Raw genomic sequence first — 20,473 nt, 5'->3', positions numbered from 1 at the left:
CTGCATCACACGGTCTCCGCGTCGATCCGGTCGTATTCCTTGTGGGTTCCCACGAATTTGATCAGCGCCCGCTGATAGGCATAGGCGAAGTGGACGATCAGCCGATACTTGTTGCCGCCGATATCGAAGATGACGCGGTTGTCGCCGACGAAATCGACGGTGGGTCCGAACTGCGCCTTGATGTCCGCGGGGCCGCTCCAGTTCGCCTTGTCGACAATTGTGTACCAGACCCTCAGCGGCATCTCGGCATGGGGTTCGCGCTTCCAGAACTCCCGTAAAGTTCGGCGCGCGATCACCTGCATGACCCCTGGATATCATGTTCCCAAAACGGGAACAAGTGGATGCGCCATCTGAGGATCCAAAACTTCGACGCGACAGACGGGTGCGCCGATGGGCATGCCTGCGCAGGTGGCGGCTACCGTTTCGCCACCGCCTGCGCCGTGAGCGCCGCGATCCGGCGCAGGCGGGCTTCATAGGTCTCGAGCGACGGCTGCGGTCCCATCTTCGCGCCGATCGCGGCCTGGGCCATCGTCTCGACGATATGGGCGGGCTGTAGGGCGCCGAGCGAGATCTCGCCCGCGGCGGCCGCCCGCGCCAGCAGCGTCGTCGCCTGGCTGCAGAAGATGTGCTCGAAGGCCTGCGCTTCCGGCAGCGCGATGCTGGTCATCACCGATTTCAGTTCGAGCAGGTGCTCGCCATCGCCGAAGGCAGCATAGCCGGCGCCGAAATGCGCGAGCATCAGCGCCGAAAGCTTGTCGGGAAAGGGCAGGGGCTGCGCCATCACCGCTTCGCAGCGTGCGGCGACCTGCGCCGAGAACCGCGCGATCATCGCCCGGAAGACGTCATCCTTGCCCTTGAAATGCAGATAGATCGTCGCCTTGGCCAAGCCGGCCTCGCGCGCCACGTCGTCCATCGAACTGCGCTTGAAGCCGTAACGCGCAAAGCGCCGCAGCGCCGCGTCGGCAATCTGCTCAATGCGCGTGCGTGCCTCATCCGGCGGCGGAAGGGCACATTCTCGTGAGTCGTCCATTGCCACTCTTGACGAATTCCAGCCTTTGAGCGACTAGTCCCAACTAGACTGAATTGATACAGAAAGTCTATTTCCGGCTGATCGCCCTTATGATCGCCGGCAGACGCTATGCCGGATCGGGTTCGAGGATAACCCCTGCGGCCAGGCGACGTTCCGCTTCTTCACATCGCATTTCCACCGCGAGGCAGTCATGGCCCATACACTCACCGTCAATGGACGCACCCATAGCGTCGATGTCGACGACGACACGCCCCTTCTCTGGGCGCTCCGGGACAATCTCGGTCTGACCGGCACGAAATTCGGCTGCGGTGTCGCGCAATGCGGCGCCTGCACGGTCTGGATCGACGGCCAGCCGGTCCGTTCCTGCGTCACGCCCGTTTCGGCGGTCGAAGGCAAGGTCACCACGATCGAGGCGCTCGACAGCAAGGAAGCACGGGCGGTCCAGGCCGCCTGGGACACAATCGACGTCCCCCAATGCGGGTACTGCCAGTCAGGCCAGGTGATGAGCGCGGTCGCGCTGCTCAAGGACAACCCCAAGCCCAGCGACGGCGACATCGACGCCGCCATGAACGGCAACATCTGCCGCTGCGCCACCTATGCCCGCATCCGCACGGCAATCCACGCCGCCGCCCGCAGCCTGGAGGGTTGAGTATGACCGCCCATGATCTCACCCTCTCGCGCCGCTCGCTGCTCGCCGGCGCCGGCGGTCTCATCATCGCATTGCAGCTCCCGAAGGCCGCTCGCGCCCAGTCCGGCGCCGCGCAAGCGTTCCGGCCGGGAGGAACGGCGACGTTTGCCCCCAACGCGTTCATTCGCGTCGGCGCCGACAGCAGCATCACCGTCCTGGTGAAGCATATCGAGTTCGGGCAGGGGCCCTTCACCGGTCTCGCCACGCTCGTCGCCGAGGAGATGGACGCCGACTGGAGCCAGATGCGGGCCGAGCATGCGCCCGCCGACGTCAAGCTCTACGCCAATCTCGCCTTCGGCGTGCAGGGCACGGGCGGCTCGACCGCCATGGCCAATTCCTTCGAGCAGATCCGCAAGGCGGCCGCGACCGCCCGAATAATGCTGGTCCAGGCGGCTGCCCAGGCCTGGAAGGTCCCGGCCGGTGAGATCAGCATCGAGGCCGGCGTGCTCAAGCACGCCTCCGGCAAGCAGGGCCGCTTCGGCGAGTTCGCTGATGCCGCCGCCAAGCTGCCGGCACCGGCCGACGTGCCCCTGAAGGCACCCGCGCAGTTCCGGCTGATCGGCAAGGAGGGCGCGGTCAAGCGCCTCGACACCGCCGACAAGGCCCGTGGCAAGGCGCAGTTCACCATCGACATCAGCGCGCCGGACATGCTGACCGTCGTCGTGGCCCGTGCTCCCCGCTTCGGCGGCAAGGTCGCGAGCTTCGATGCGACCGAGGCCCTGAAGATCAGGGGCGTTGTCGACGTCAAGCAGATCGACTTCGGCGTCGCCGTCTATGGCCAGGGGATGTGGCCGGCGCTCAAGGGGCGCGAGGCGCTGAAGGTGGTCTGGGACGAGAGCGGAGCAGAGACACGCGGCAGCGCCGAGCTCATCGCCGAGTACCGCGCGCTCGCCCGCACGCACGGCACGGTCGCCGGCCGCCATGGCGATGCGGACGCCGTGCTCGCCAAGGCCGAGCGCGTGATCGAGGCGGAATACGTCTTCCCCTATCTGGCGCATGCGCCGATGGAGCCGCTCGACGGCTATCTCGAATGGAACGCGCAGGGCGCGCTCGCCCGCTTCGGCAGCCAGTTCCAGACCACCGAGCACATGACCATCGCCACGATCCTCGGACTGCCGCCCGAAAAGGTTCAGCTCGAGACCATGCTGGCCGGCGGCTCCTTCGGGCGGCGCGCCCAGGTCAGTCAGCATCTGGCGGCGGAACTCGCCATGTGCGCCAAGGCGATCGGCCCCAACCGGCCGGTCAAGCTGGTCTGGACCCGCGAGGACGACCTGACCGGCGGCCATTATCGCCCGCTCTTCGTCCACCGCCTGCGTGGCGCGGTGAAGGACGGCAAGATCACCGCCTGGACCAACAGCATCGTCGGCCAGTCCTTCTTCCTCGGCACGCCCTTCGAGGCGATGACGGTGAAGAACGGAATCGACGCGACCATGGTCGAGGGCGCCAGCGAACTGCCCTATGAGGTCGCGGATTTCCGCTGCGAGGTCCACACGGCGAAGGTCGGCGTTCCGACCCTGTGGTGGCGCTCGGTCGGCCACACCCACACCGCCTATGCCGTCGAGTGCTTCGTCGACGAACTGCTCCAGGCTGCGGGGCAGGACCCTGTCGCTGGCCGTCTCGCCCTGATGGGCAAGGAGCCGCGTCTGGCGGGCGTGCTCAAGGCTGTCGCGGAACTGGCGAAATGGACCGGGCCGGACGCCGGCAATGGCCGGGCACGCGGCGTCGCGGTGGCGGAGAGCTTCGGCTCCTTCGTCGCGCAGATCGCCGAGGTCTCGGTGGGGCAGAATGGCGAGCCTAAGGTCCACAAGGTCTGGTGCGCGATCGATTGCGGCATCGCGGTCAATCCCGACGTCATCCGCGCGCAGATGGAAGGCGGCATCGGCTTTGGCCTCGGCCATGCCCTCTATGGCGAGATCACGCTCGACAAGGGCAAGCCGGTGCAGACCAATTTCGACAGCTATCGCTCGCTGCGCTTCGAGGAAATGCCGCAGGTCGAGGTCGCGATCATCGCCTCGACCGAGAAGCCGACGGGCGTCGGCGAGCCCGGCGTGCCGCCGATCGGGCCAGCGGTCGCCAACGCGCTTGCCCGCCTCGGCAAGAGCCGTCCGCGCCAGCTGCCGATGGTCGGCGGGACGGTCTGACGTCGTCGCGGGCTCAGGCCCCGACCAAAGCAGGATGCAAGGCGGCGGGCTCCGGCGAGCTTGCCGCCTTTGCCTTGGCCAGCCTTCGCTGGACCCGCGTTGCAATTTGTGCTAGGCCTCTCCATGTAAGACGAGATGCGGCCGGGTTCTGGCCATCCTCCGCGCGGTTCGTTCCGGTCGGCGGGCACGATTCAGATCCACCACACATCGACTACGAGACCATGGCAGGCGTCCGCGCGCCGCGCTGTGTCTTCCCGATATACGCGGATCTGAAACGTAAGGACGACCAATATGAACAAGGGCACCGTCAAGTGGTTCAACGCCACCAAGGGCTACGGTTTCATCACCCCTGAGAATGGCGGGCAGGACGTGTTCGTCCACATCTCCGCCGTCGAGCGCGCCGGTCTGCGCGAGCTGGTCGAAGGCCAGGTCGTGTCGTTCGAGCTCGTCGCCGATCGCAAGACCGGCAAGTCCTCGGCCGGCAACCTCGCCGTCGCCTGAGGCAACCCAACGCTCCAGGCCGGCCCCGCGCCGGCCTGGTTCACGCACGACACCTTCCGGCGCTGTGGCTTAGCGGTTCGCCGGCGGGACAGATTCAATATTCAAAGGCCGGGCGCAATCCGGCGGCACAGCCGAGACCCACATGTGCCCCTTGCGTCGCGGCGTCCGGAAAGACCTGTTTTGACCCAATTTACCGACCTCGGCCTGGCCGAGCAGCTTCTCAAGGCGCTCGCTTCCGAAGGTTACACCACGCCGACGCCGATCCAGGCCCAGGCCATCCCCCACATCCTCCAGGGCCGCGACCTCCTCGGCGCCGCCCAGACCGGCACCGGCAAGACCGCCGCCTTCTCCCTGCCGCTGATCCACAGGCTGCTCAGCCAGCCGCGCCGCATGGAAACGCGCCAGGTGCGCGCGCTGATCCTCTCGCCGACGCGTGAGCTCGCCGCCCAGATCGAGACCTCGATCCGCGCCTATGCCCAGTTCACCACGGTCAAGTCGGCCGTCGTCTTCGGCGGCGTGCCGGTCGGCAAGCAGATCCGCGCGCTCGGCCAGCATGTCGACATCCTCGTGGCCACGCCCGGCCGTCTGCTCGACCTCGTCGACCAGCGCGCCGTCTCGCTGCGCGAGATCGAGTATCTCGTCCTCGACGAGGCCGACCAGATGCTCAACCTCGGCTTCGTCCATGCGCTGCGCCGGATCGCCACGCTGATCCCGAAGAAGCGCCAGACCCTGCTGTTCTCGGCGACGATGCCCAAGCCGATCCGCGAGATCGCCTCGGCCTATCTGAGCGATCCCGTCGAGGTCTCGGTCGCGCCGGTGGCGACGACCGCCGAGAAGATCGACCAGCGCGTCATCTTCACCACGCCCGGCGAGAAGCCGGCCCTGCTGGCCAAGACCCTGAGCGTGCCGGAGATGGAGCGTGCCATCGTCTTCACCCGCACCAAGCACGGCGCCGACAAGGTCGTCCGCCAGCTCGAGGTTTCCGGCATCAAATCCGCCGCGATCCATGGCAACAAGAGCCAGGGCCAGCGCGAGCGGGCGCTCGGCGCCTTCCGTGACGGCGAGCTGCGCATCCTCGTCGCCACCGACATCGCCGCCCGCGGCATCGATGTCGACGGCATCAGCCATGTCGTGCAGTTCGACCTGCCCAACGTCGCCGAAACCTATGTCCACCGCATCGGCCGCACCGCGCGCGCCGGCGCCTCGGGCATGGCGATCGCCTTCTGCACGCCCGAAGAGCGCGGCGACCTCGCCGCCATCGAGAAGCTGACCCGCATCGCCATCACGCCCATGGGCGAGGTGCCGTATTGGGACGGCCGCACCCCCAAGAAGCCGCCCCAGAACCAGGGTCGCGGCGGACGTGGCCAGCAGGGCGGCGGCGGTCGCGATCAGGGCCGGCCGCAAGGCGAGCGCTCGGGCCGGCCGCAGTCGGCGAAGCCGGCGCATGGCGGCCCGCGGTCCGACGCGCCCCGCAGCGAGCGGCCGCAGCGCGCGGACGCGCCGGCTGCGCGAAAAGACGTCGGTTCCGCCAAGGAAGGACTTGGCGGCGTCGCGTTCTTGCAGCAAAGAACACAGCAACCACGCACCAACGGCGCCCGGCGGCGCGCGAACTGACGCGCGACGAGCCAGAACCGGGACGGGCCGGCCTTGAGGGGCCGGTCCATTCCCTGCGCCAACGGGCACACGAAGGACGACAGAATGGCTAAAGAAGAACTGCTCGAATTCGACGGAACGGTGGTCGAAGTGCTGCCGGACGGCAATTATCGGGTCAAGCTCGACAACGACCACGTCATCCTGGCCTATGCGGCCGGCAAGATGAAGAAGAACCGCATCCGCACCATCGCCGGCGACCGCGTCGTCGTCGAGATGTCGCCCTACGATCTCGATCGCGGCCGCATCAACTTCCGCCAGAAGACCGCCGGCCCCGCGCCCAGCGGCCCGCCGCGCAACCAGAACTTCCGCCGGCGCTGAGCCGCTTCATGCGGTTCACGCGCGTCGAGCTCGTCTTCGTCGCGTTCGGCGCGGCCCTCGGCGCCCTCGTTGCCCTGGTCTATAAGGCCGGGGGGCTCGCACCCTCCGCCGGCTTTCCGCCCTTCATCCTCGTTCTGCTCGGGCTCGGCCTGACCGAGATCGTCGCCGGCCTTTCGCTCGGCCGCTCGCCGGGCGCGCTCGTCGCCATGCCCGCCCGCCTGCTCGCATTCTTCCTCGGCGTCGGCGTGCTCGCGCTGCTGATGGGCGGGCTGGGCTAGGGCGCCTCGCGGCTGCTGCTGCACGCACTGCTGCCCGTCATCCCCACCACCCCGTCATCCTGGGCGGCCGCAGGCCGACCGGGATCCATTACAGGGCAGGACGGCGCTTTATGATGGATCCCGGCCTGCGCCGCTTCGCGGTTTGTCCAGGATGACGGGGAGGGTGTGTCGTCGAATACGGGCAACCCATAAAAAAAAACCCGGCCGAAGCCGGGGTTGAGTGGTCTTTTCCGTAGTCAAAGGCAGTCAGTCAACAATACGTCTCGATCGAAAACTCAGTAGCCGGCCCTCTGCCAGTGCTTCGAGCCGGGGCTCACCAGCACCTTGCGATGGCGGGTCTCATAAACGGCCGGCACGGTCTCGTGCAGGACCTGCGTCGGCTGCACCATCACCTTGCGCTGGCGCTGGGTGTAGACGGCGGGAACCGTCTCGTACTCGACGCGGGCCGGCGAAACCTCGACGGTGCGCTGGCGGTAGCCATATTGCGGCTTGTCATAGACCCAGCAGCCGGTGGTGCGGCCATAGGCGTCGGTGGTGACCTCCCAGCGCTTGCCGCCGGGCGAGATCAGGACCTTTTCCTGGACCGAGGAATACTGGGCGGGGACATGATGCGGGATCTGCCGGGCCGGCTGGATCATCACCTTCTCGGTGACGTAGTCGTACTCGGCCGGCACGATGCGGCGATAGGTCTTGGCGGGGCGCACGATCTGCGTCTCGGCGATCGTGCCATAGACCGGCGGCGTCTCGACCAGATTGTAGCAGGCCGCGCCCTGGCAGGGGGCCGGGCGGCAGGAGGAGCCGAAGCAGCCGCCGGCCTGGGCAGCGCCGGCACCGAGCAGCAGTGCCGCCGAGACGGCGGACGCCGTGAAAGCCGAAACGGTGAGAGCCTTGTGCGCCATGTTCGACAACCTGTCCCCGAACCCGCGGCGTCGGCCGCCGCTCTGTGAGGCGGAGAAAGCCGGGAAAAGTGATGAACGCAAGGTAAACGCCGAAACAAGGTAAAATTAACCACGTCGCGGCCCCACGACCTGTTCATGCAGTTTGACGTTGCGTGAAGCGATTCACCGGCATTTGAACGGCTTTCCGCCGGAAGCGGCCGTCCTTCGTGGATGGCTCTTGATCAGCGCCGCGACCGAGTCGGCCGCCGCGTCGCACGCGCGCGCGTCCTCTGCGGCGGCGGCCCGTGTCTCCTCGCCGGTGCTGGCGTCGAATGTCAGCGAGGCGCGATAGACCTCCGCGCCGGCTTCGTCATTCAACCTGATCGAGAAGGCGGCGTGCTTGCCATCCGGCAGGATCTCGCCCGCCATATCCGCGAGCGAGGTCTGGGCGTCGTCCGTCGCGGCCTTCTCGTCGGGAAAATCGACTGGCTCGGGCTCCCGCCGCGGCCCGGAGCCGTCGTCGCTGGTGATGTAATATTTGGGCATGACGCGACCCTCCACACCGCTTGAACGCCCCGTCTTCGGGGCTGTTCCGTGTGGCAAGGGCCGATGCCGCGCGCGTCAGGGCCGCGCGAAGGCGACGATCAGGTAGAGCCCGGTCCAGAGCGTGGCATAGGCGCCCAGCCACAGGCCGCGCTCGCTGCGCGTGCCACCCAGCCGCCCCGTGCCCTCGACGCGCAGCACGGCGCCGACGCCCAGCAGCGCCAGCAGCGGCCAGAAGCCGAACAGCAGCATCACGGCCTCGATCGAGAAGGACAGCACCGAATGCCCGCCGCCCCAGAGCGAGAACAGCGGCATCGCCGAGAGGAAGGGCCAGGCGCAGAGCACGGGCAGGAACAGCGATCACGCCAGAATGCGGCCGATCTCGGTCGTCAGCGGCGACGTCATATCCGGCATCATCCATCCCACCCCATTTCCGTAACGGCAGGATAGGAGGCGCCGCCGGCAAACACCACGCGGCGGACCGCGACATATTGGCGGGTGGGGGGCGGGGAGGGCGCCGCTATCGCTGCTGGCGCCGCTGGTCATCAGCCCCGGTCCCCAGGACGAGGCGGAGCGGTTCTCGCCCGACAGATCAGTTGTTGAAATAGCCTTCGAGCAGCGAGATCTGCTCGCCATAGCGCCGCCGCAGGCAGGCCCTGTCCTCGCCGCAGGCATCGCGGCGGCTGACCCAGCGGCTCTGCTCCCGCCGGATTTCGGCGCCCCTGCCACTGTCGGAGACGGCGCGGCGATAGGCCACGCTGACGACTCCGTCGAGCCGCGACAGTTCGGCGCTGTCGCAGACGGTTTCCTGAGCCAGATTGGCGGGGTTCGCGCACCAGGCCGGTTTGCGGCCGGGATCGATGTCGCCCGGACCGGAGCCGGGACGCGGCTGTGACTGCGCGGCCCTGACGACCGGGCATTCGATCGTCTCGGAATAGGGCTTGTTCAGCGAGGCGTGGTCCTGGCTCGCGTTGAAGGTGATGTTGTACTCGTTCTCCGCACCGCCGGCGTAGGTCCTCTCGCCGTTTCGGTGTTGAGTCAGCCGCAAGGTCCGGGGGCGCCCGTCGATCGCATTCGCCGAGATCGTTTGCGGGTCGAGCACCGTCACTCTGATCGTGAAAGGGCGAACCCCGTCATCGCAACGAAAGCTCCGCGTGCTCTGCGCGTCGGCGGGGGTGGCGAGCGCCGCCAGGACGAGTCCGGCGATGGCGCAGATGGTCATGCGAAAAGACCTCGTTGTTCGCGCCTCACTGGTGCGACCAACGCTACGTCAGCCGACTACGTTAATTTGGATGAACTTTGAGGAACCTGCCGCGCTCCCGGCCCCCCGTCAAGCGGCGGCGAGCCGGAGGAGGGTTGGGTGGCCTGTCGGCTGGACCAACCCCGCGCAGCCGGTGACGGAGTTTGCAGCCTCGCTGCGCCGATCGCGTACCGAACTCTCGAAACGGCTCTCAGCGAGGATTGAGGGGATGGCATCAGGGCGCACTTTACAGCGCCTTCAAGGCCGCTTCATCCTCTCATTGAACGACGTGCCCGAGGTGCGCGAGCTGTTCGCCCGGGCCTCGATCGAGAAGGTTGAGCTGAGCTACCAGGCGGGCGGCGCGGGCCACACGAAGCGGGTGCGGGAGGTGGTGATCAGCACATGAAAAACACTCAGGATTTGCTTCCGCTTCTGCCATTGGCCGGCGCTATCGCGACAGTGGTGGCAGCGTTTATCGGATCCATTCTAGGGGGATTCCTGACGTCTCGGGCCGGCAGATCGGCCAAACTGATCGAGATACGACTGGGTGCCTATCGAGATCTCAACGTGGCGATAGGCGCCATCCTCACGCATCTCGCAGAGTCTGGACCAGCCTTGTCGGCAACGGACGACTCTCCGGAGACTGAAGAAGCGATAAAGCGGTATGGCGACCTCACAGCCGATCTGATCAAAATCAAGTATCGCGATCTGTTTTTGATATCGTCGGATGCCTTGGCCACCCGCATAGGCAAGGTCGAGGGGAGCTGGGGGCCGATATCCTCGGCCGAGGGGCTCAAAGCGCGGGAGGCGTTTTACAACGACCTGTTTTCGGCAGTCACCGTGGAAGGGCGGAATGAATTGAAGGCCCATTTTGGTCGGTTCTGGCGATAGGGTCAGAATCGGGATGTGTGGCCATGTTATTGTTCTTTTCACACCCCCTCACGTCTGCCCGGGCCGCAGCTTGTAGAAGATGTGCTGCCCGATCGTGTCCATCTTCTTGAGCTTCTTGGCCCAGTAGGGACGGACATATTGGGCGTGGTAGTGGGTCGAGGCGCCGACTTCGGAGAGATAGGTCGTGCCCTCATAGACCTCGCGGGCGATGCGGACCGCGTCGCGCCAGGGGGCGGGCTCGGTGATGCGCAGGGACTTGCCCTCGCAGGTGAAGGTGAACTGGCAGGCCAGGTAGCGGTGACTGTTCTGGTAGACCACGCCGCAGACGCTGTCGGGGTAGAGCGGGCTCTTGACCCGGTTGAGCACGACCTGCGCCACCGCGGCGCGGCCCTCGTCGGATTCCGAGCGCGCCTCGAAATAGACCGCCTCCGCCAGGCAGCGCTGCTGGCGCGCCATGTCGGTGGCGGGGATCAGGCCGGTATAGATCTCGCGCGCGCCGCTCTCGGGCAGCGCGCCGCGCCGCGCCGGCGAGGCGGGGGCGCGGGCGAGCAGGCCCGGCGGCTCCGGCGCCGGGGGCAGCAGCGCCGGCACGAGCGTGGTGACGCTGTAATTCACGGAGGGCGTCGTCGAAGTCTTCGCCAGCGGCGCGGCGACGCCGGGGGTGGCGCCGTCGAGCGTGCGCGGGACATTGCCATAGGGCGAGACGCCCGAGGCCGCGAGCGCGTCCGGCGAGGCATCGGAGAGGGCGGGGTCGGTCAGGCCCTGCTCGTCGGAATGGGGTTCGAAGCCGACCGGCGGGCCGATGATGCCCTCCGCCTCGCGCAGCGCGGCGATGGAGAAGCCGCCCGAGATCAGCCCCGGCTGGGTGTCGCCGAAGACGACCTGTTCGAGCTCGCGGGGTCCCCGCGCCGAGAGGCCCGGCCTCAAGCGCGGCAGCGGATCGCCCTTGGCGGTGCGGTCGACCTCGGGGAAGCCCTTGACGCTGCGCTTCATCTCCTCGCGCGGCTGGCGCGGGTCGATGACGAAGCGCCGCTCAGGATCGTCGAAGGAGAGATGCGCCTTCAGGATGGTCGAGCTCAGCGACAGGCCGGGCAGGCGGAAGGCACTGGCCGCGACGAGCAGCGACGGGCCTTCCTCCAGCTCCGAGACCGGGCCCGGCAGCGTGCGGAAGAGCGCTGTCGTGGGCAGCGTGTCGAGGCTGAAATTCTGGCCGGCCGAGGCGGTGAAGGAGACCAGCAGCCCCGCCGACAGAGCCCAGGGCGCGACCGTCGACAGGGCCCATCTGAGCCCCACCGATCCGATGCGTCTGGTCCGCCGCCGCAACCGCAAATGACTCAAAACCGCACACCCACCACGAACACAGGGCAGCGACGGGCGCGCGAACGGCGCGCTTTCGCATGATCTCGTTATCACCCCGGTAGGGTTGAGCACGGGTTAACGGCGGGGCGGCGATGTGAGGTGCAGTCGGGCGGCCACGCCCTTCTCCCCACCGCAAGCGGGGGGAGGGAACAGGTCTTCGCTTCGTGCCGTGGCGGCTGACGCCCCCGCGACACCGGCGCCCTCCCATGCATCCGCGTGATGCGCCCTGTCACGGAATCGCGTTATCGTGTCGCAGTGTCCGGCGCTATCGTGCAGCCACACGTCAGTCCCGCCGGAGACCCGACCATGAGCCTCGCCTCCAGTCCCACCAAGGGGCGCAGCCATGCGCCCGAGATCATCGTCGCGGCGGGCTGCCTGATCGCGCTGATCACCTTCGGCCCGCGCGCCAGCGCCGGCCTGTTCCAGATCCCGATGACCGTGCAGTTCGGCTGGGGGCGCGACACCTTCGGGCTGGCGCTCGCCATCCAGAACCTGCTCTGGGGGCTCGGCGCGCCGTTTGCCGGCGCGATCGCCGACCGCTTCGGCATCGTCAAGGTGTTCTGCGCCGGCGCGCTGCTCTATGCGGCCGGCCTCGTCGTGATGGCGCTCGCCACCACGCCGCTGCAGCTGCATTTCGGTGCCGGCGTGCTGATCGGCTTCGGCCTCTCGGCCTGTTCCTTCAACCTCGTGCTCGCCGCCTTCGGCAAGCTCCTGCCCGAATCCTGGCGGCCGATGGCGTTCGGCGCCGGCACGGCGGCCGGCTCCTTCGGCCAGTTTCTCTACCCGCCGATCGGCAACATCCTGATCGAGCAGATCGGCTGGAACCAGGCGCTGATGGTCTTCGCGCTGACGCTGCTGCCGATCCTGCCGATCTCGATCTTCCTGTCGACGCGCAAGCTCGGCGGCGCGGTCCAGGCGTCTGCTGCCAACCTGCCCAACCAGTCGATCGCGCAGGCTCTGGCGGAGGCCTTCAAGCACCGCAGCTATGTCCTGCTCGTGCTCGGCTTCTTCACCTGCGGCTTCCAGCTCGCCTTCATCACCGTCCACATGCCGGCCTATCTCAAGGATATGGGTCTGGCGGCCTGGGTCGGGGGCTGGACGCTGGCCGTGATCGGGCTCGCGAATGCGGTGGGCTCGCTCTCCTCGGGCTGGCTCTCCACGCGCATGCCCAAGCGCCATCTGCTGGCCTGGATCTATTTCGGCCGCTCGGTGGCGATCGCCGTCTTCATCCTGCTGCCGCCGAGCCCGGCGACCGCGATCTGTTTCGGCATCGTCATCGGCCTGTTCTGGCTCTCGACCGTGCCGCCGACCTCCTCGCTGGTCATGCTGATGTTCGGCACGAAATACATGGCGATGCTCTACGGCTTCGCCTTCTTCTCGCACCAGGTCGGCGGGTTTCTGGGGGTCTGGCTCGGCGGCCTGCTCTACGAGGCCTTCGGCTCCTATCTCGTCGTCTGGTGGCTCTCGGTCGCGCTCGGCATCGTCTCGGCGCTGATCAACCTGCCGATCGTCGAGAAGCCGGTCGAGCGCACGGTGCCGCAACCGGCCTGACGAAAGGCGCACGGCGCGCGGGGTTGCCGCGCGGCCGGCGCTGCGTATCTGCTGCCGGACACGACAGTCCGGAGGAAACCCCCATGACCACCTTCAAGGCCCTCGTCGCGACCAAGGGCGAGGCCGGCCCCAACCTCGCCTTCACCGACTTCGCCGAGAGCGAGCTGATGGAGGGCGACGTCACCGTCCGCGTCACGCATTCGACGGTGAACTACAAGGACGGGCTCGCCATCACCGGCCGTGCCCCCGTCGTCCGGCGCTGGCCGATGATCCCCGGCATCGACTTCGCCGGCCGGGTCGAGACCTCCGAGCATCCGGAGTTCAAGCCGGGCGATCTCGTCGTGCTGAACGGCTGGGGCACGGGCGAGACGCATCTGGGCGCCTATGCCCAGAAAGCCCGCGTCAAGGGTGACTGGCTGGTGCCGCTGCCGGCGGATCTCAACCCCGACGAGGCGATGGCGATCGGCACCGCCGGCTACACCGCCATGCTGTGCGTGCTGGCTCTGGAGAAGCACGGACTCAAGCCCGCTGACGGCCCGGTGGTCGTTACCGGCGCGGCCGGCGGCGTCGGCTCGGTGGCGGTCGCGCTGCTCGCCAAGGCCGGCTGGCATGTCATCGCCTCGACCGGCCGGGCCGAGGAGGCGGAGTATCTCAAGGGCCTCGGCGCCGCCGAGATCATCGATCGCGCGGAGTTGTCGGCGCCCGGCCGCCCGCTCGGCAAGGAGCGCTGGATCGCCGGCGTCGACGCGGTGGGCTCGCATACGCTGGCGAACCTGCTCTCCATGACGAAGTATGGCGGTGCCGTCGCCGCCTGCGGCCTGGCGCAGGGCATGGACCTGCCGGCCTCCGTCGCGCCCTTCATACTGCGCGGCGTCGCCCTGCTCGGCATCGATTCGGTGATGTGCCCGAAGCCGCGCCGGCTCGAGGCCTGGTCCAGGCTGGCGGCTGACCTCGACCGCGACCGCCTCGCCTTGATGACGACGCGGGTCCCGCTGACCGACGTCATCGAAACTGCCCGCGCCATCGTCGACGGGAAGGTGCGCGGGCGGGTCGTGGTGGAGATTGGGTGAGGCTCTGGCCTCAGCCCGCAACAAGGAGCAGTTCGATCTCCTTGCGCAGTACTGCAACTGCTGTCTGCAGTGCTGCGATGCTGACATGCGATAGCTGCGGCGAAGAGCCCTCTCAGATGGGCTTTTCGTATGCGCCCTTACATGTCTAACAGGTCACACCTCGGCGACGCGCTTCTCGAATAGCAACTTCAATCGGTCATCTAGCGAGCTGAGCTCTGAAACCAACGATGCCTCTTCGCCATCCATGATCAAAAATTTGAGTGAGCCGTCCTTGGACTCAACAATATCGATCAGCCGACCTTTCCGCTCAAGTCGATAGAAAACTGCCATTTTGCCCTGGTAGTCGCGGTATTCGATTTTGGAGATCGCTTCGTAGAGCTTCGGATTTCCCGACGAAAGGAAAGCTAGCCGTCTTCTGACAGCTTCAAATGCATCTAATTCAGCCGCGGTAGTATTTGGTGCTGACGGTGCCGGAACTGCCGTGGCTGAAACTGCCTCCGCAGGCGTGTCAGATCGCGCGGGCTGCTTTGGGATGTTTCCTGTTATGTCCAAGCGCCTCAATACGTTAGATGTAAAAACGTCGTTAAAGGCAGCCTTCGCTATCGACCTATATCCTTCAATTGCATTTGATCGGACATGTTTTATATCGTTTTCTTTCAACAAAAATCGGGTGAATTCTATTGATGGCTCCGCAAATTGATTTGTAAGGTAATCAAAGAAAGCCCGATGGGTAATGTTTCTTCGGGCGTTGTCAGCTACAACGTCAGGATCGAATTTTGATTTGGTAAGCGCATATAGGCCTTCGATGGCAGTTTCAGAAATCTGCGCTTTTGCGACCTTGTCAAAATCGACCTCAAGAAATGGGTTGTCATCCATGAGGTTTGGTTCATTTGAATCAACGAATAATTGGTATAATATTCCGTCTGTCAAAATTCCAAGATTTACGGTTTTAGCTGCATTAAAATAGCTCTTCAGTTGTCCTATATCGTCTTTTTTCCCATTTCCGGCTGTTTTGCATTCTATTGCGATCACCGGCTTCATGTCTCTGAGGATTGCGTAGTCAACTCTATTTTTGTATTTTTCAGAAAAATCTGCGGCGTGCTCAGCGGCCACTTCGGTCGGGTCGCGATCATCATATCCAAGAACGGCGATAAACGGCAGTATAAGGGCAACTTTGGTTGCCTCTTCATTTTTGATGTGCTGACGGACACGCTGAACACGCTCTCCGTAGGTTACGAGATTCGATCGAAACTCTTCCATCGTTGCCATCGCGTCGCTCTCCCCGGCGTGTTTAGGCAATCATAGCGCGCAAGCAAAAAAAGGCACAATCGCTTTGGATGTTCTGTCGTGATTGACTTGGGCTTGATGCCGAGAATTCTTCTGCTTCCCGCCGCTCACCCCGTCCCCTCGATCAGCCCGCGCTTCTTCGCCAGTTCGCCGCCGACATAGTCCATGAAGGCGCGCACGCGCGGGGCGTTGCGGATGTCGGGATGGGTCAGGATCCACAGCCCGGTCGAGAAATCGGGGTCGGGCGGGAGCAGCCGCACCAGCGCGGGGCGCTGGTCGGCGATGAAGCAGGGCAGGGGGCCGATGCCGAGCCCCTGCTCGACCGCCTCCGCCAGGCCGAGCACGGCGGAGCTCTTCAGCGCGATCCGCTCTGGCGCCACCTTCTCGCGGACATAGCGCGCCGCCTTGACGTAGCCGAGCGCATCGCCGAGCGCGACCCAGTCGCGCTCGAACAGATCGGCCGGGGCCGACGGGGCGTTGGCCCCGTTCTGCGCGGCGCTGCCATAGATCGCCCAGTTCAGCGTCGCCAGCCTGCGCCCGACCAGCGTCTCGCCCGGCGCGTCGCTGGCACGGATCGCGATGTCGGCGTCGCGCTTGGACAGGTTGAGCGCCTGGTTGCCGATGACGATGTCGAGCCGGATCGCCGGGTGGATGGCGCGGAAGGCGGCGAAGATCGGCAGCAGCAGGTTGAGATAGAGCGTGTCGGTGGTGGTGATGCGCAGCTCGCCGGAGGGAGCGAGATCGCGCCCCGCGAGCCGGCGGCTGAAGGCGGCGACATCGTCCTCGACGCGGGCGGCCAGCATCGCCATCTCGACGCCGGCGACGGTGGCGACATAGCCGGTCTTGCGCCGCTCGAAGAGCTGCAGCCCGACCTGCTCCTCGATCTGCCCGAGGCGCCGGAACACGGTGGAATGGTTAACGCCGAGCGCGGCGGCCGCCCCCGTCAGCCCGTGATGGTCGGCGATGGCCTTGACCAGCCGGAAATCGTCCCAGGCGAGATGGAGGTTCATCGGCAGCCCTGTCGTCGCGGGAGGACAGGCAACCTGAAATCTTGCGGGAGTGCAAGACTGCCCGGGCTTCTCCCTGACGCCTCACCGTCATTGCGAGCGCAGCGAAGCAATCCAGGGGCGACGTCGAGCGAGACGGTTCTGGATTGCTTCGCTGCGCTCGCAATGACATGAGCGCTCCAGATCAGCGCGGCGCGGCGGCCCTCCGGAGCCGGTCGTTGATCGCCTCGCCCAGGCCGTGATCGGGGATCGGCGCGATCGCGATCACCGCCGGGCCGAACGCATCGAGCGCGCGCAGATGGCCGAAGAGGTTCGCTGCCGCCTCCGCGAGGTCGCCGCCGGGGCTGAGGTTGAGGGCCGGTTCGTCTGGCCGGCGTTCCGCGCTGTCGGGCCCGAAGCCGAGCCAGGCCTCGCCGGGGCGCGGGGCGTCCGCTTCGAGCCGGACTCGCGCTGCAGGCGCATAATGAGAAGCGAGCAGACCCGGCGAAATCGGCGCCATGCCGGCCTCGCCCGCGAGCACGAGGGAGCGCCCGATCACGCCCTCGATCGCGCTGCGCGGCACGCCGCCGGGCCGCAGCAGCCGCGGCGCGCCGTCGAGACAGGCGATGATGGTGGACTCGACGCCGACCTCCGTCGACCCGCCGTCGAGCACCGCGTCGATCCGGCCGTCGAGATCTTCGAGCACATGGGCGGCGCTGGTGGCGCTGACGCGGCCCGAGCGGTTGGCGGAGGGGGCTGCGATGGGGCGTCCCGCCGCTTGCAGGATCGCATGGGCGACCGGGTGCGACGGTACCCGCAGCGCGACCGAGGCGAGCCCAGCGCGTGCGAGCTCGCTGACCTCGCAACCGGCCGAGACCGGCACGACCAGCGTCAGCGGCCCGGGCCAGAAGGCCCTCGCCAGCGCCAGCGCGTTGGCGTCGAACAGGCCCTGCCGGCGGGCGGCTGCGAGATCCGGAAGATGCGCGATCAGCGGGTTGAAGCTCGGCCGCTCCTTGGCGGCATAGATGCCGGCGACCGCGGTGCCGGATGTCGCGTCGGCGGCGAGCCCGTAGACCGTCTCGGTCGGCAGCGCGACGAGGCGGCCCTCGCGCAGCAGTTCCGCCGCCCGCGCGATGCCGGCGGGATCGGCGCGCAGCCGCTCGGTGGTGCGTCGGTCGGGCGAGGGCTGCGTCACTGTCTCTCCATGGGCGGGGCACGCGGCCCGATTGACCCGAGAAGGTTTACAACTAAACTGTAATGGAAGGCGTCGCGTGGCGAAGCCGACCGTGGCCTCGGGGATAGTTCCTCGCTACCATGGCGGCAACGCCAAAAGCGGGCGCGCGCCATGCGGAGCCGCCTGCCGGGCGGGCGCCAGAACAGGCACGGCCGGCCGCCATCCGCGGAACGGCCGGCTGCGAGGAGACATCAGATGAGCTATCGTGCCCCGGTCGAGGACATTCTCGCCACGCTGCGTCATGTCGCCGGCCTCGACCGGCTGATCGACGAGGGGCTGGCGCCGGAACTGGACGCCGACATGGTCCAGGCGGTGCTCGACGAAGCCGCAAAATTCGCCGGGGACGTGCTCGCCCCGCTCAACCGCGTCGGCGACAAGCATGGCTGCGTTCTGAAGGACGGGGTCGTCACCACCCCGCCCGGCTGGAAGGACGCCTACACGGCCTGGGCCGGCGCGGGCTGGAACGCGCTGCCGGCCCCGCCCGAGCATGGCGGCCAGGGCCTGCCGGCGCTGCTGCAATCGGCCTGCATCGAGATGTGGAACTCGGCGGCGTTTGCCTTCGCGCTCGGGCCGCTCTTGACGGTCGGCGCCATCGAGGCGCTGCACGCCCATGGCTCGGAGCATCTCAAGGAGACCTATCTGCCCAAGCTCGTTTCCGGCGAGTGGATGGGCACGATGAACCTGACCGAGCCGCAGGCCGGCTCCGATCTCAACGCGCTCCGCGCTAAGGCCGAGCCCGTCGGCGACGGCACCTACAAGATCACCGGCCAGAAGATCTACATCACCTATGGCGAGCACGACCTGACCGAGAACATCGTCCATCTCGTGCTGGCGCGCCTGCCGGATGCGCCGGCCGGCACGCGCGGCATCTCGCTCTTCCTGGTGCCGAAATATCTCGTCAATGCCGACGGTTCGCTCGGCGCGCATAACGACCTGCGCTGCTCCGGCATCGAGCACAAGCTCGGCATCCACGCCTCGCCGACCTGCTCGATGGCCTATGGCGACAAGGGCGGCGCGATCGGCTGGCTGATCGGCGAGGAGAATCGCGGGCTGGCCTGCATGTTCACGATGATGAACAACGCCCGCCTCAATGTCGCGCTGCAGGGCGTCGCCATCGCGGAGCGGGCCTATCAGCAGGCGCTGCATTTTGCCCGCGAGCGCCGTCAGGGCACGGCGCTCGATGCGCCCAAGGGGGCGCCCATGAGCCCGATCCTCGTCCATCCCGACGTCCGGCGGATGCTGATGGAGATGCGCGCCAAGACGCAAGGCGCCCGCGCCATCGCCTATCGGGTGGCCGAGGCGCTCGACCGTTCCCACCGCGCCGGTGACGCGGCCGCGCGCAAGGCCGCTGCCGAGCGTGCCGCGATCCTCACCCCCGTCGCCAAGGCCTATGCCACCGATATCGGCGTCGAGGTCGCCTCCACCGGCATCCAGATCCATGGCGGCATGGGCTATGTCGAGGAGACCGGCGCCGCCCAGCATCTGCGCGACGCCCGCATCGCCACGATCTACGAGGGCACCAATGGGATCCAGGCGATCGACCTCGTGCTGCGCAAGCTGCCGCTCTCGGGCGGGCAGGCGGTGGCCGATCTGATCGCCGACATGCGCGGCATCGTGCGAGAGGTCGAACAGGCCAACACCCCGGGCTTCGGCCGCAGCGCGGCGCGGCTCGGCGCTGCCGTCGATGCGCTGGAGCGCGCGACGCGCTGGATGCTGGCAACCATGGGCAGCGATCAGGGGGCCGTGCTGGCCGGTGCCACGCCCTATCTCAAGCTCTTCGCTTTGGCGCAGGGCGGCACTGGCCTCGCCCGCAAGGCGCTCGCCACCCGCGCCGGGGCGCAAGGGACCGACGATCTCGCCACCGCCCGCTTCTTCGCCGAGATCCTGTCGACCGAGGCGCCGGCGCTGGAACTGGCGGTGACGGAGGGGGCGGGCGCCATCGCGGATGCGGCCGCAGTCTTCGCGGCGTGACGACAGCGGGCGTTGCGCTAGCCCCTTGCGGCCGGTTTGCGGACGCGCATGTGCAGGAACAGCGGGGCGACGAGGGTGTCGTCCAGATAGGGCATGGCGCGCGCCGTCTCGGCATCGACGGTGGGCTCGTGCATCTGCTCGATCGCGAAACCCGTTGCGACAATGAGGTTGACCCAATCGCTGAGCGTGCGGTGAAAGCGCGGCACCTTGAAGGGTTCGACCCGGACCTTCTCGTGCTCGGGCGCCGCACCGAAGCGCCATGTCTCGATTTCGCCGTCGGTCACGCGGAAATAGTCGCGGACCTCGATGGCAAGCACGGTCCTGTTCTCGTCGCGGACGACCTTGCGATGCGGCGTCGCGAAACAGGGATGCAGGATCGAGAACTGCAGGAAGCCGCCGGGCTTCAGGACGCGCGCCGTCTCGGCCAGCACCAAATCTTGCCGTGGCATGTCCATCAGCGACATGAAGGCGGTGGCGAAGTCGAAGCTCGTATCGGTGAAGGGCAGGGCCATGCCGTCGCCAAGGTGGTAGGCGATGCCCAGCGGCTCGGCGGCTTCGGCCTCCCGCGCATGAAGGATAAAGGTTGGGGCGATGTCGATGGCGCTCATGCGTGCACCGGCCTGCGCCAGCTTGCGCGTGTTCGAGCCTTCGCCGCAGCCGATATCGAGCCCCTCCAGCGTCGCAACTGCCGGCAGATTGGCCAGGAACGCTGGCGTATTCTGGGCGTCGCGGTAAAGGTCATAGCCGGCGCGGGCATGTCGGGTCCAAGTCTCGGCATTGGCCTCCCAGCAGGCGGCGACTTCACTGGCTTCCATGATCGCTCTCGCTTTTCGGGGGAGGGCTCGTCTAGAGCA

Annotated in this window: 22 protein-coding genes; 11 read left to right on the top strand and 11 right to left on the bottom strand. The window is 67.0% G+C overall.

All coding sequences use genetic code 11. The features are described 5' to 3' along the window. Window positions 1–5 precede the first annotated feature (5 nt). Window positions 6–302, bottom strand: coding sequence for a type II toxin-antitoxin system HigB family toxin (locus SJY11_RS20055; RefSeq protein WP_376988512.1), 297 nt, complete (start codon window positions 300–302; stop codon window positions 6–8). A gap of 113 nt (window positions 303–415) precedes the next feature. Beyond that, the gene (locus tag SJY11_RS20050; protein ID WP_376988511.1) at window positions 416–1,030 is read right to left on the bottom strand and encodes a TetR/AcrR family transcriptional regulator; all 615 of its coding nucleotides are present in this window, start codon (window positions 1,028–1,030) and stop codon (window positions 416–418) included. 190 nt (window positions 1,031–1,220) lie between these two features. Here SJY11_RS20050 and SJY11_RS20045 point away from each other — a divergent pair, with 190 nt between their 5' ends. The 6 genes from SJY11_RS20045 (at window position 1,221) to SJY11_RS20020 (ending at window position 6,609) form a co-directional block, all read left to right on the top strand. Beyond that, a complete protein-coding gene (locus SJY11_RS20045) occupies window positions 1,221–1,679 on the top strand; it encodes a (2Fe-2S)-binding protein (RefSeq protein ID WP_326907617.1) in 459 nt (152 codons plus the stop codon). 2 nt (window positions 1,680–1,681) lie between these two features. Further along, window positions 1,682–3,859 (top strand): xanthine dehydrogenase family protein molybdopterin-binding subunit, encoded by a 2,178-nt coding sequence (locus tag SJY11_RS20040; protein WP_376988510.1) that lies wholly within the window; start codon window positions 1,682–1,684, stop codon window positions 3,857–3,859. Window positions 3,860–4,150: 291 nt separating this feature from the next. Then, window positions 4,151–4,360 carry a cold-shock protein gene (locus SJY11_RS20035; RefSeq protein WP_066724499.1) on the top strand — a complete coding sequence of 70 codons (210 nt, stop codon included), beginning with the start codon at window positions 4,151–4,153 and terminating at the stop codon, window positions 4,358–4,360. A 180-nt stretch (window positions 4,361–4,540) separates the two neighbouring features. After that, complete coding sequence (locus SJY11_RS20030; protein WP_376988508.1) at window positions 4,541–5,974, top strand: DEAD/DEAH box helicase; 1,434 nt, start codon at window positions 4,541–4,543, stop codon at window positions 5,972–5,974. Window positions 5,975–6,058: 84 nt separating this feature from the next. Continuing rightward, window positions 6,059–6,331 carry a translation initiation factor IF-1 gene (infA, locus tag SJY11_RS20025; RefSeq protein WP_066724490.1) on the top strand — a complete coding sequence of 91 codons (273 nt, stop codon included), beginning with the start codon at window positions 6,059–6,061 and terminating at the stop codon, window positions 6,329–6,331. Window positions 6,332–6,339: 8 nt separating this feature from the next. Then, window positions 6,340–6,609 carry a hypothetical protein gene (locus SJY11_RS20020; protein ID WP_326907606.1) on the top strand — a complete coding sequence of 90 codons (270 nt, stop codon included), beginning with the start codon at window positions 6,340–6,342 and terminating at the stop codon, window positions 6,607–6,609. Between the two features lie 275 nt (window positions 6,610–6,884). On the opposite strand, the gene SJY11_RS20015 is transcribed toward SJY11_RS20020, so the two are convergent. From SJY11_RS20015 to SJY11_RS20000, 4 genes are all read right to left on the bottom strand, one after another. Beyond that, on the bottom strand, window positions 6,885–7,508 hold the full coding sequence (locus SJY11_RS20015) for a hypothetical protein (RefSeq protein WP_376988507.1): 624 nt from the start codon (window positions 7,506–7,508) through the stop codon (window positions 6,885–6,887). A 162-nt stretch (window positions 7,509–7,670) separates the two neighbouring features. Then, window positions 7,671–8,048 carry a DUF6894 family protein gene (locus tag SJY11_RS20010; RefSeq protein ID WP_376988506.1) on the bottom strand — a complete coding sequence of 126 codons (378 nt, stop codon included), beginning with the start codon at window positions 8,046–8,048 and terminating at the stop codon, window positions 7,671–7,673. A gap of 60 nt (window positions 8,049–8,108) precedes the next feature. Continuing rightward, window positions 8,109–8,375: a hypothetical protein gene (locus tag SJY11_RS20005; RefSeq protein ID WP_376988505.1), complete on the bottom strand. Its 267-nt coding sequence runs from the start codon at window positions 8,373–8,375 to the stop codon at window positions 8,109–8,111. Between the two features lie 247 nt (window positions 8,376–8,622). Further along, window positions 8,623–9,252 (bottom strand): lysozyme inhibitor LprI family protein, encoded by a 630-nt coding sequence (locus tag SJY11_RS20000; RefSeq protein ID WP_376988504.1) that lies wholly within the window; start codon window positions 9,250–9,252, stop codon window positions 8,623–8,625. A gap of 247 nt (window positions 9,253–9,499) precedes the next feature. On the opposite strand from SJY11_RS20000, the gene SJY11_RS19995 reads away from it, so the two are divergent. Both SJY11_RS19995 and SJY11_RS19990 read left to right on the top strand, forming a co-directional pair. Continuing rightward, window positions 9,500–9,676 (top strand): hypothetical protein, encoded by a 177-nt coding sequence (locus tag SJY11_RS19995; RefSeq protein WP_376988503.1) that lies wholly within the window; start codon window positions 9,500–9,502, stop codon window positions 9,674–9,676. Then, window positions 9,673–10,161 (top strand): hypothetical protein, encoded by a 489-nt coding sequence (locus SJY11_RS19990; RefSeq protein WP_376988502.1) that lies wholly within the window; start codon window positions 9,673–9,675, stop codon window positions 10,159–10,161. The genes SJY11_RS19995 and SJY11_RS19990 overlap by 4 nt, the downstream gene beginning before the upstream one ends. 48 nt (window positions 10,162–10,209) lie before the next feature. On the opposite strand, the gene SJY11_RS19985 is transcribed toward SJY11_RS19990, so the two are convergent. Continuing rightward, window positions 10,210–11,454: a cell wall hydrolase gene (locus SJY11_RS19985; RefSeq protein ID WP_376988500.1), complete on the bottom strand. Its 1,245-nt coding sequence runs from the start codon at window positions 11,452–11,454 to the stop codon at window positions 10,210–10,212. Between the two features lie 372 nt (window positions 11,455–11,826). Here SJY11_RS19985 and SJY11_RS19980 point away from each other — a divergent pair, with 372 nt between their 5' ends. Both SJY11_RS19980 and acuI read left to right on the top strand, forming a co-directional pair. Continuing rightward, entirely contained in the window at window positions 11,827–13,071 is a 1,245-nt protein-coding gene (locus SJY11_RS19980; RefSeq protein ID WP_376988499.1) for an MFS transporter, read from the top strand. 83 nt (window positions 13,072–13,154) lie between these two features. Further along, a complete protein-coding gene (gene acuI, locus SJY11_RS19975; protein WP_376988497.1) occupies window positions 13,155–14,141 on the top strand; it encodes an acrylyl-CoA reductase (NADPH) in 987 nt (328 codons plus the stop codon). 153 nt (window positions 14,142–14,294) lie between these two features. On the opposite strand, the gene SJY11_RS19970 is transcribed toward acuI, so the two are convergent. The 3 genes from SJY11_RS19970 to SJY11_RS19960 form a co-directional block, all read right to left on the bottom strand. Next, entirely contained in the window at window positions 14,295–15,410 is a 1,116-nt protein-coding gene (locus SJY11_RS19970; protein ID WP_376988495.1) for a type I restriction endonuclease, read from the bottom strand. A gap of 125 nt (window positions 15,411–15,535) precedes the next feature. After that, window positions 15,536–16,438, bottom strand: coding sequence for a LysR family transcriptional regulator (locus SJY11_RS19965; protein WP_324133293.1), 903 nt, complete (start codon window positions 16,436–16,438; stop codon window positions 15,536–15,538). 181 nt (window positions 16,439–16,619) lie between these two features. Next, the gene (locus tag SJY11_RS19960) at window positions 16,620–17,609 is read right to left on the bottom strand and encodes an L-threonylcarbamoyladenylate synthase (RefSeq protein ID WP_376988493.1); all 990 of its coding nucleotides are present in this window, start codon (window positions 17,607–17,609) and stop codon (window positions 16,620–16,622) included. Between the two features lie 234 nt (window positions 17,610–17,843). Between SJY11_RS19960 and SJY11_RS19955 the strand changes: the two genes are divergently transcribed. Beyond that, window positions 17,844–19,619 (top strand): acyl-CoA dehydrogenase family protein, encoded by a 1,776-nt coding sequence (locus SJY11_RS19955; protein WP_376988491.1) that lies wholly within the window; start codon window positions 17,844–17,846, stop codon window positions 19,617–19,619. 17 nt (window positions 19,620–19,636) lie between these two features. Here the strand turns inward: SJY11_RS19955 and SJY11_RS19950 are convergent, their stop codons facing one another. Next, window positions 19,637–20,434: a class I SAM-dependent methyltransferase gene (locus SJY11_RS19950; RefSeq protein ID WP_376988489.1), complete on the bottom strand. Its 798-nt coding sequence runs from the start codon at window positions 20,432–20,434 to the stop codon at window positions 19,637–19,639. Between the last annotated feature and the right edge of the window lie 39 nt (window positions 20,435–20,473).

The organism is Allobosea sp. R86505 (genome assembly GCF_042466375.1).
Lineage (GTDB): Bacteria > Pseudomonadota > Alphaproteobacteria > Rhizobiales > Beijerinckiaceae > Allobosea.
Note: the sequence above shows the minus strand (reverse complement) of the source record. Positions and strands in the feature narration are given on the sequence as shown.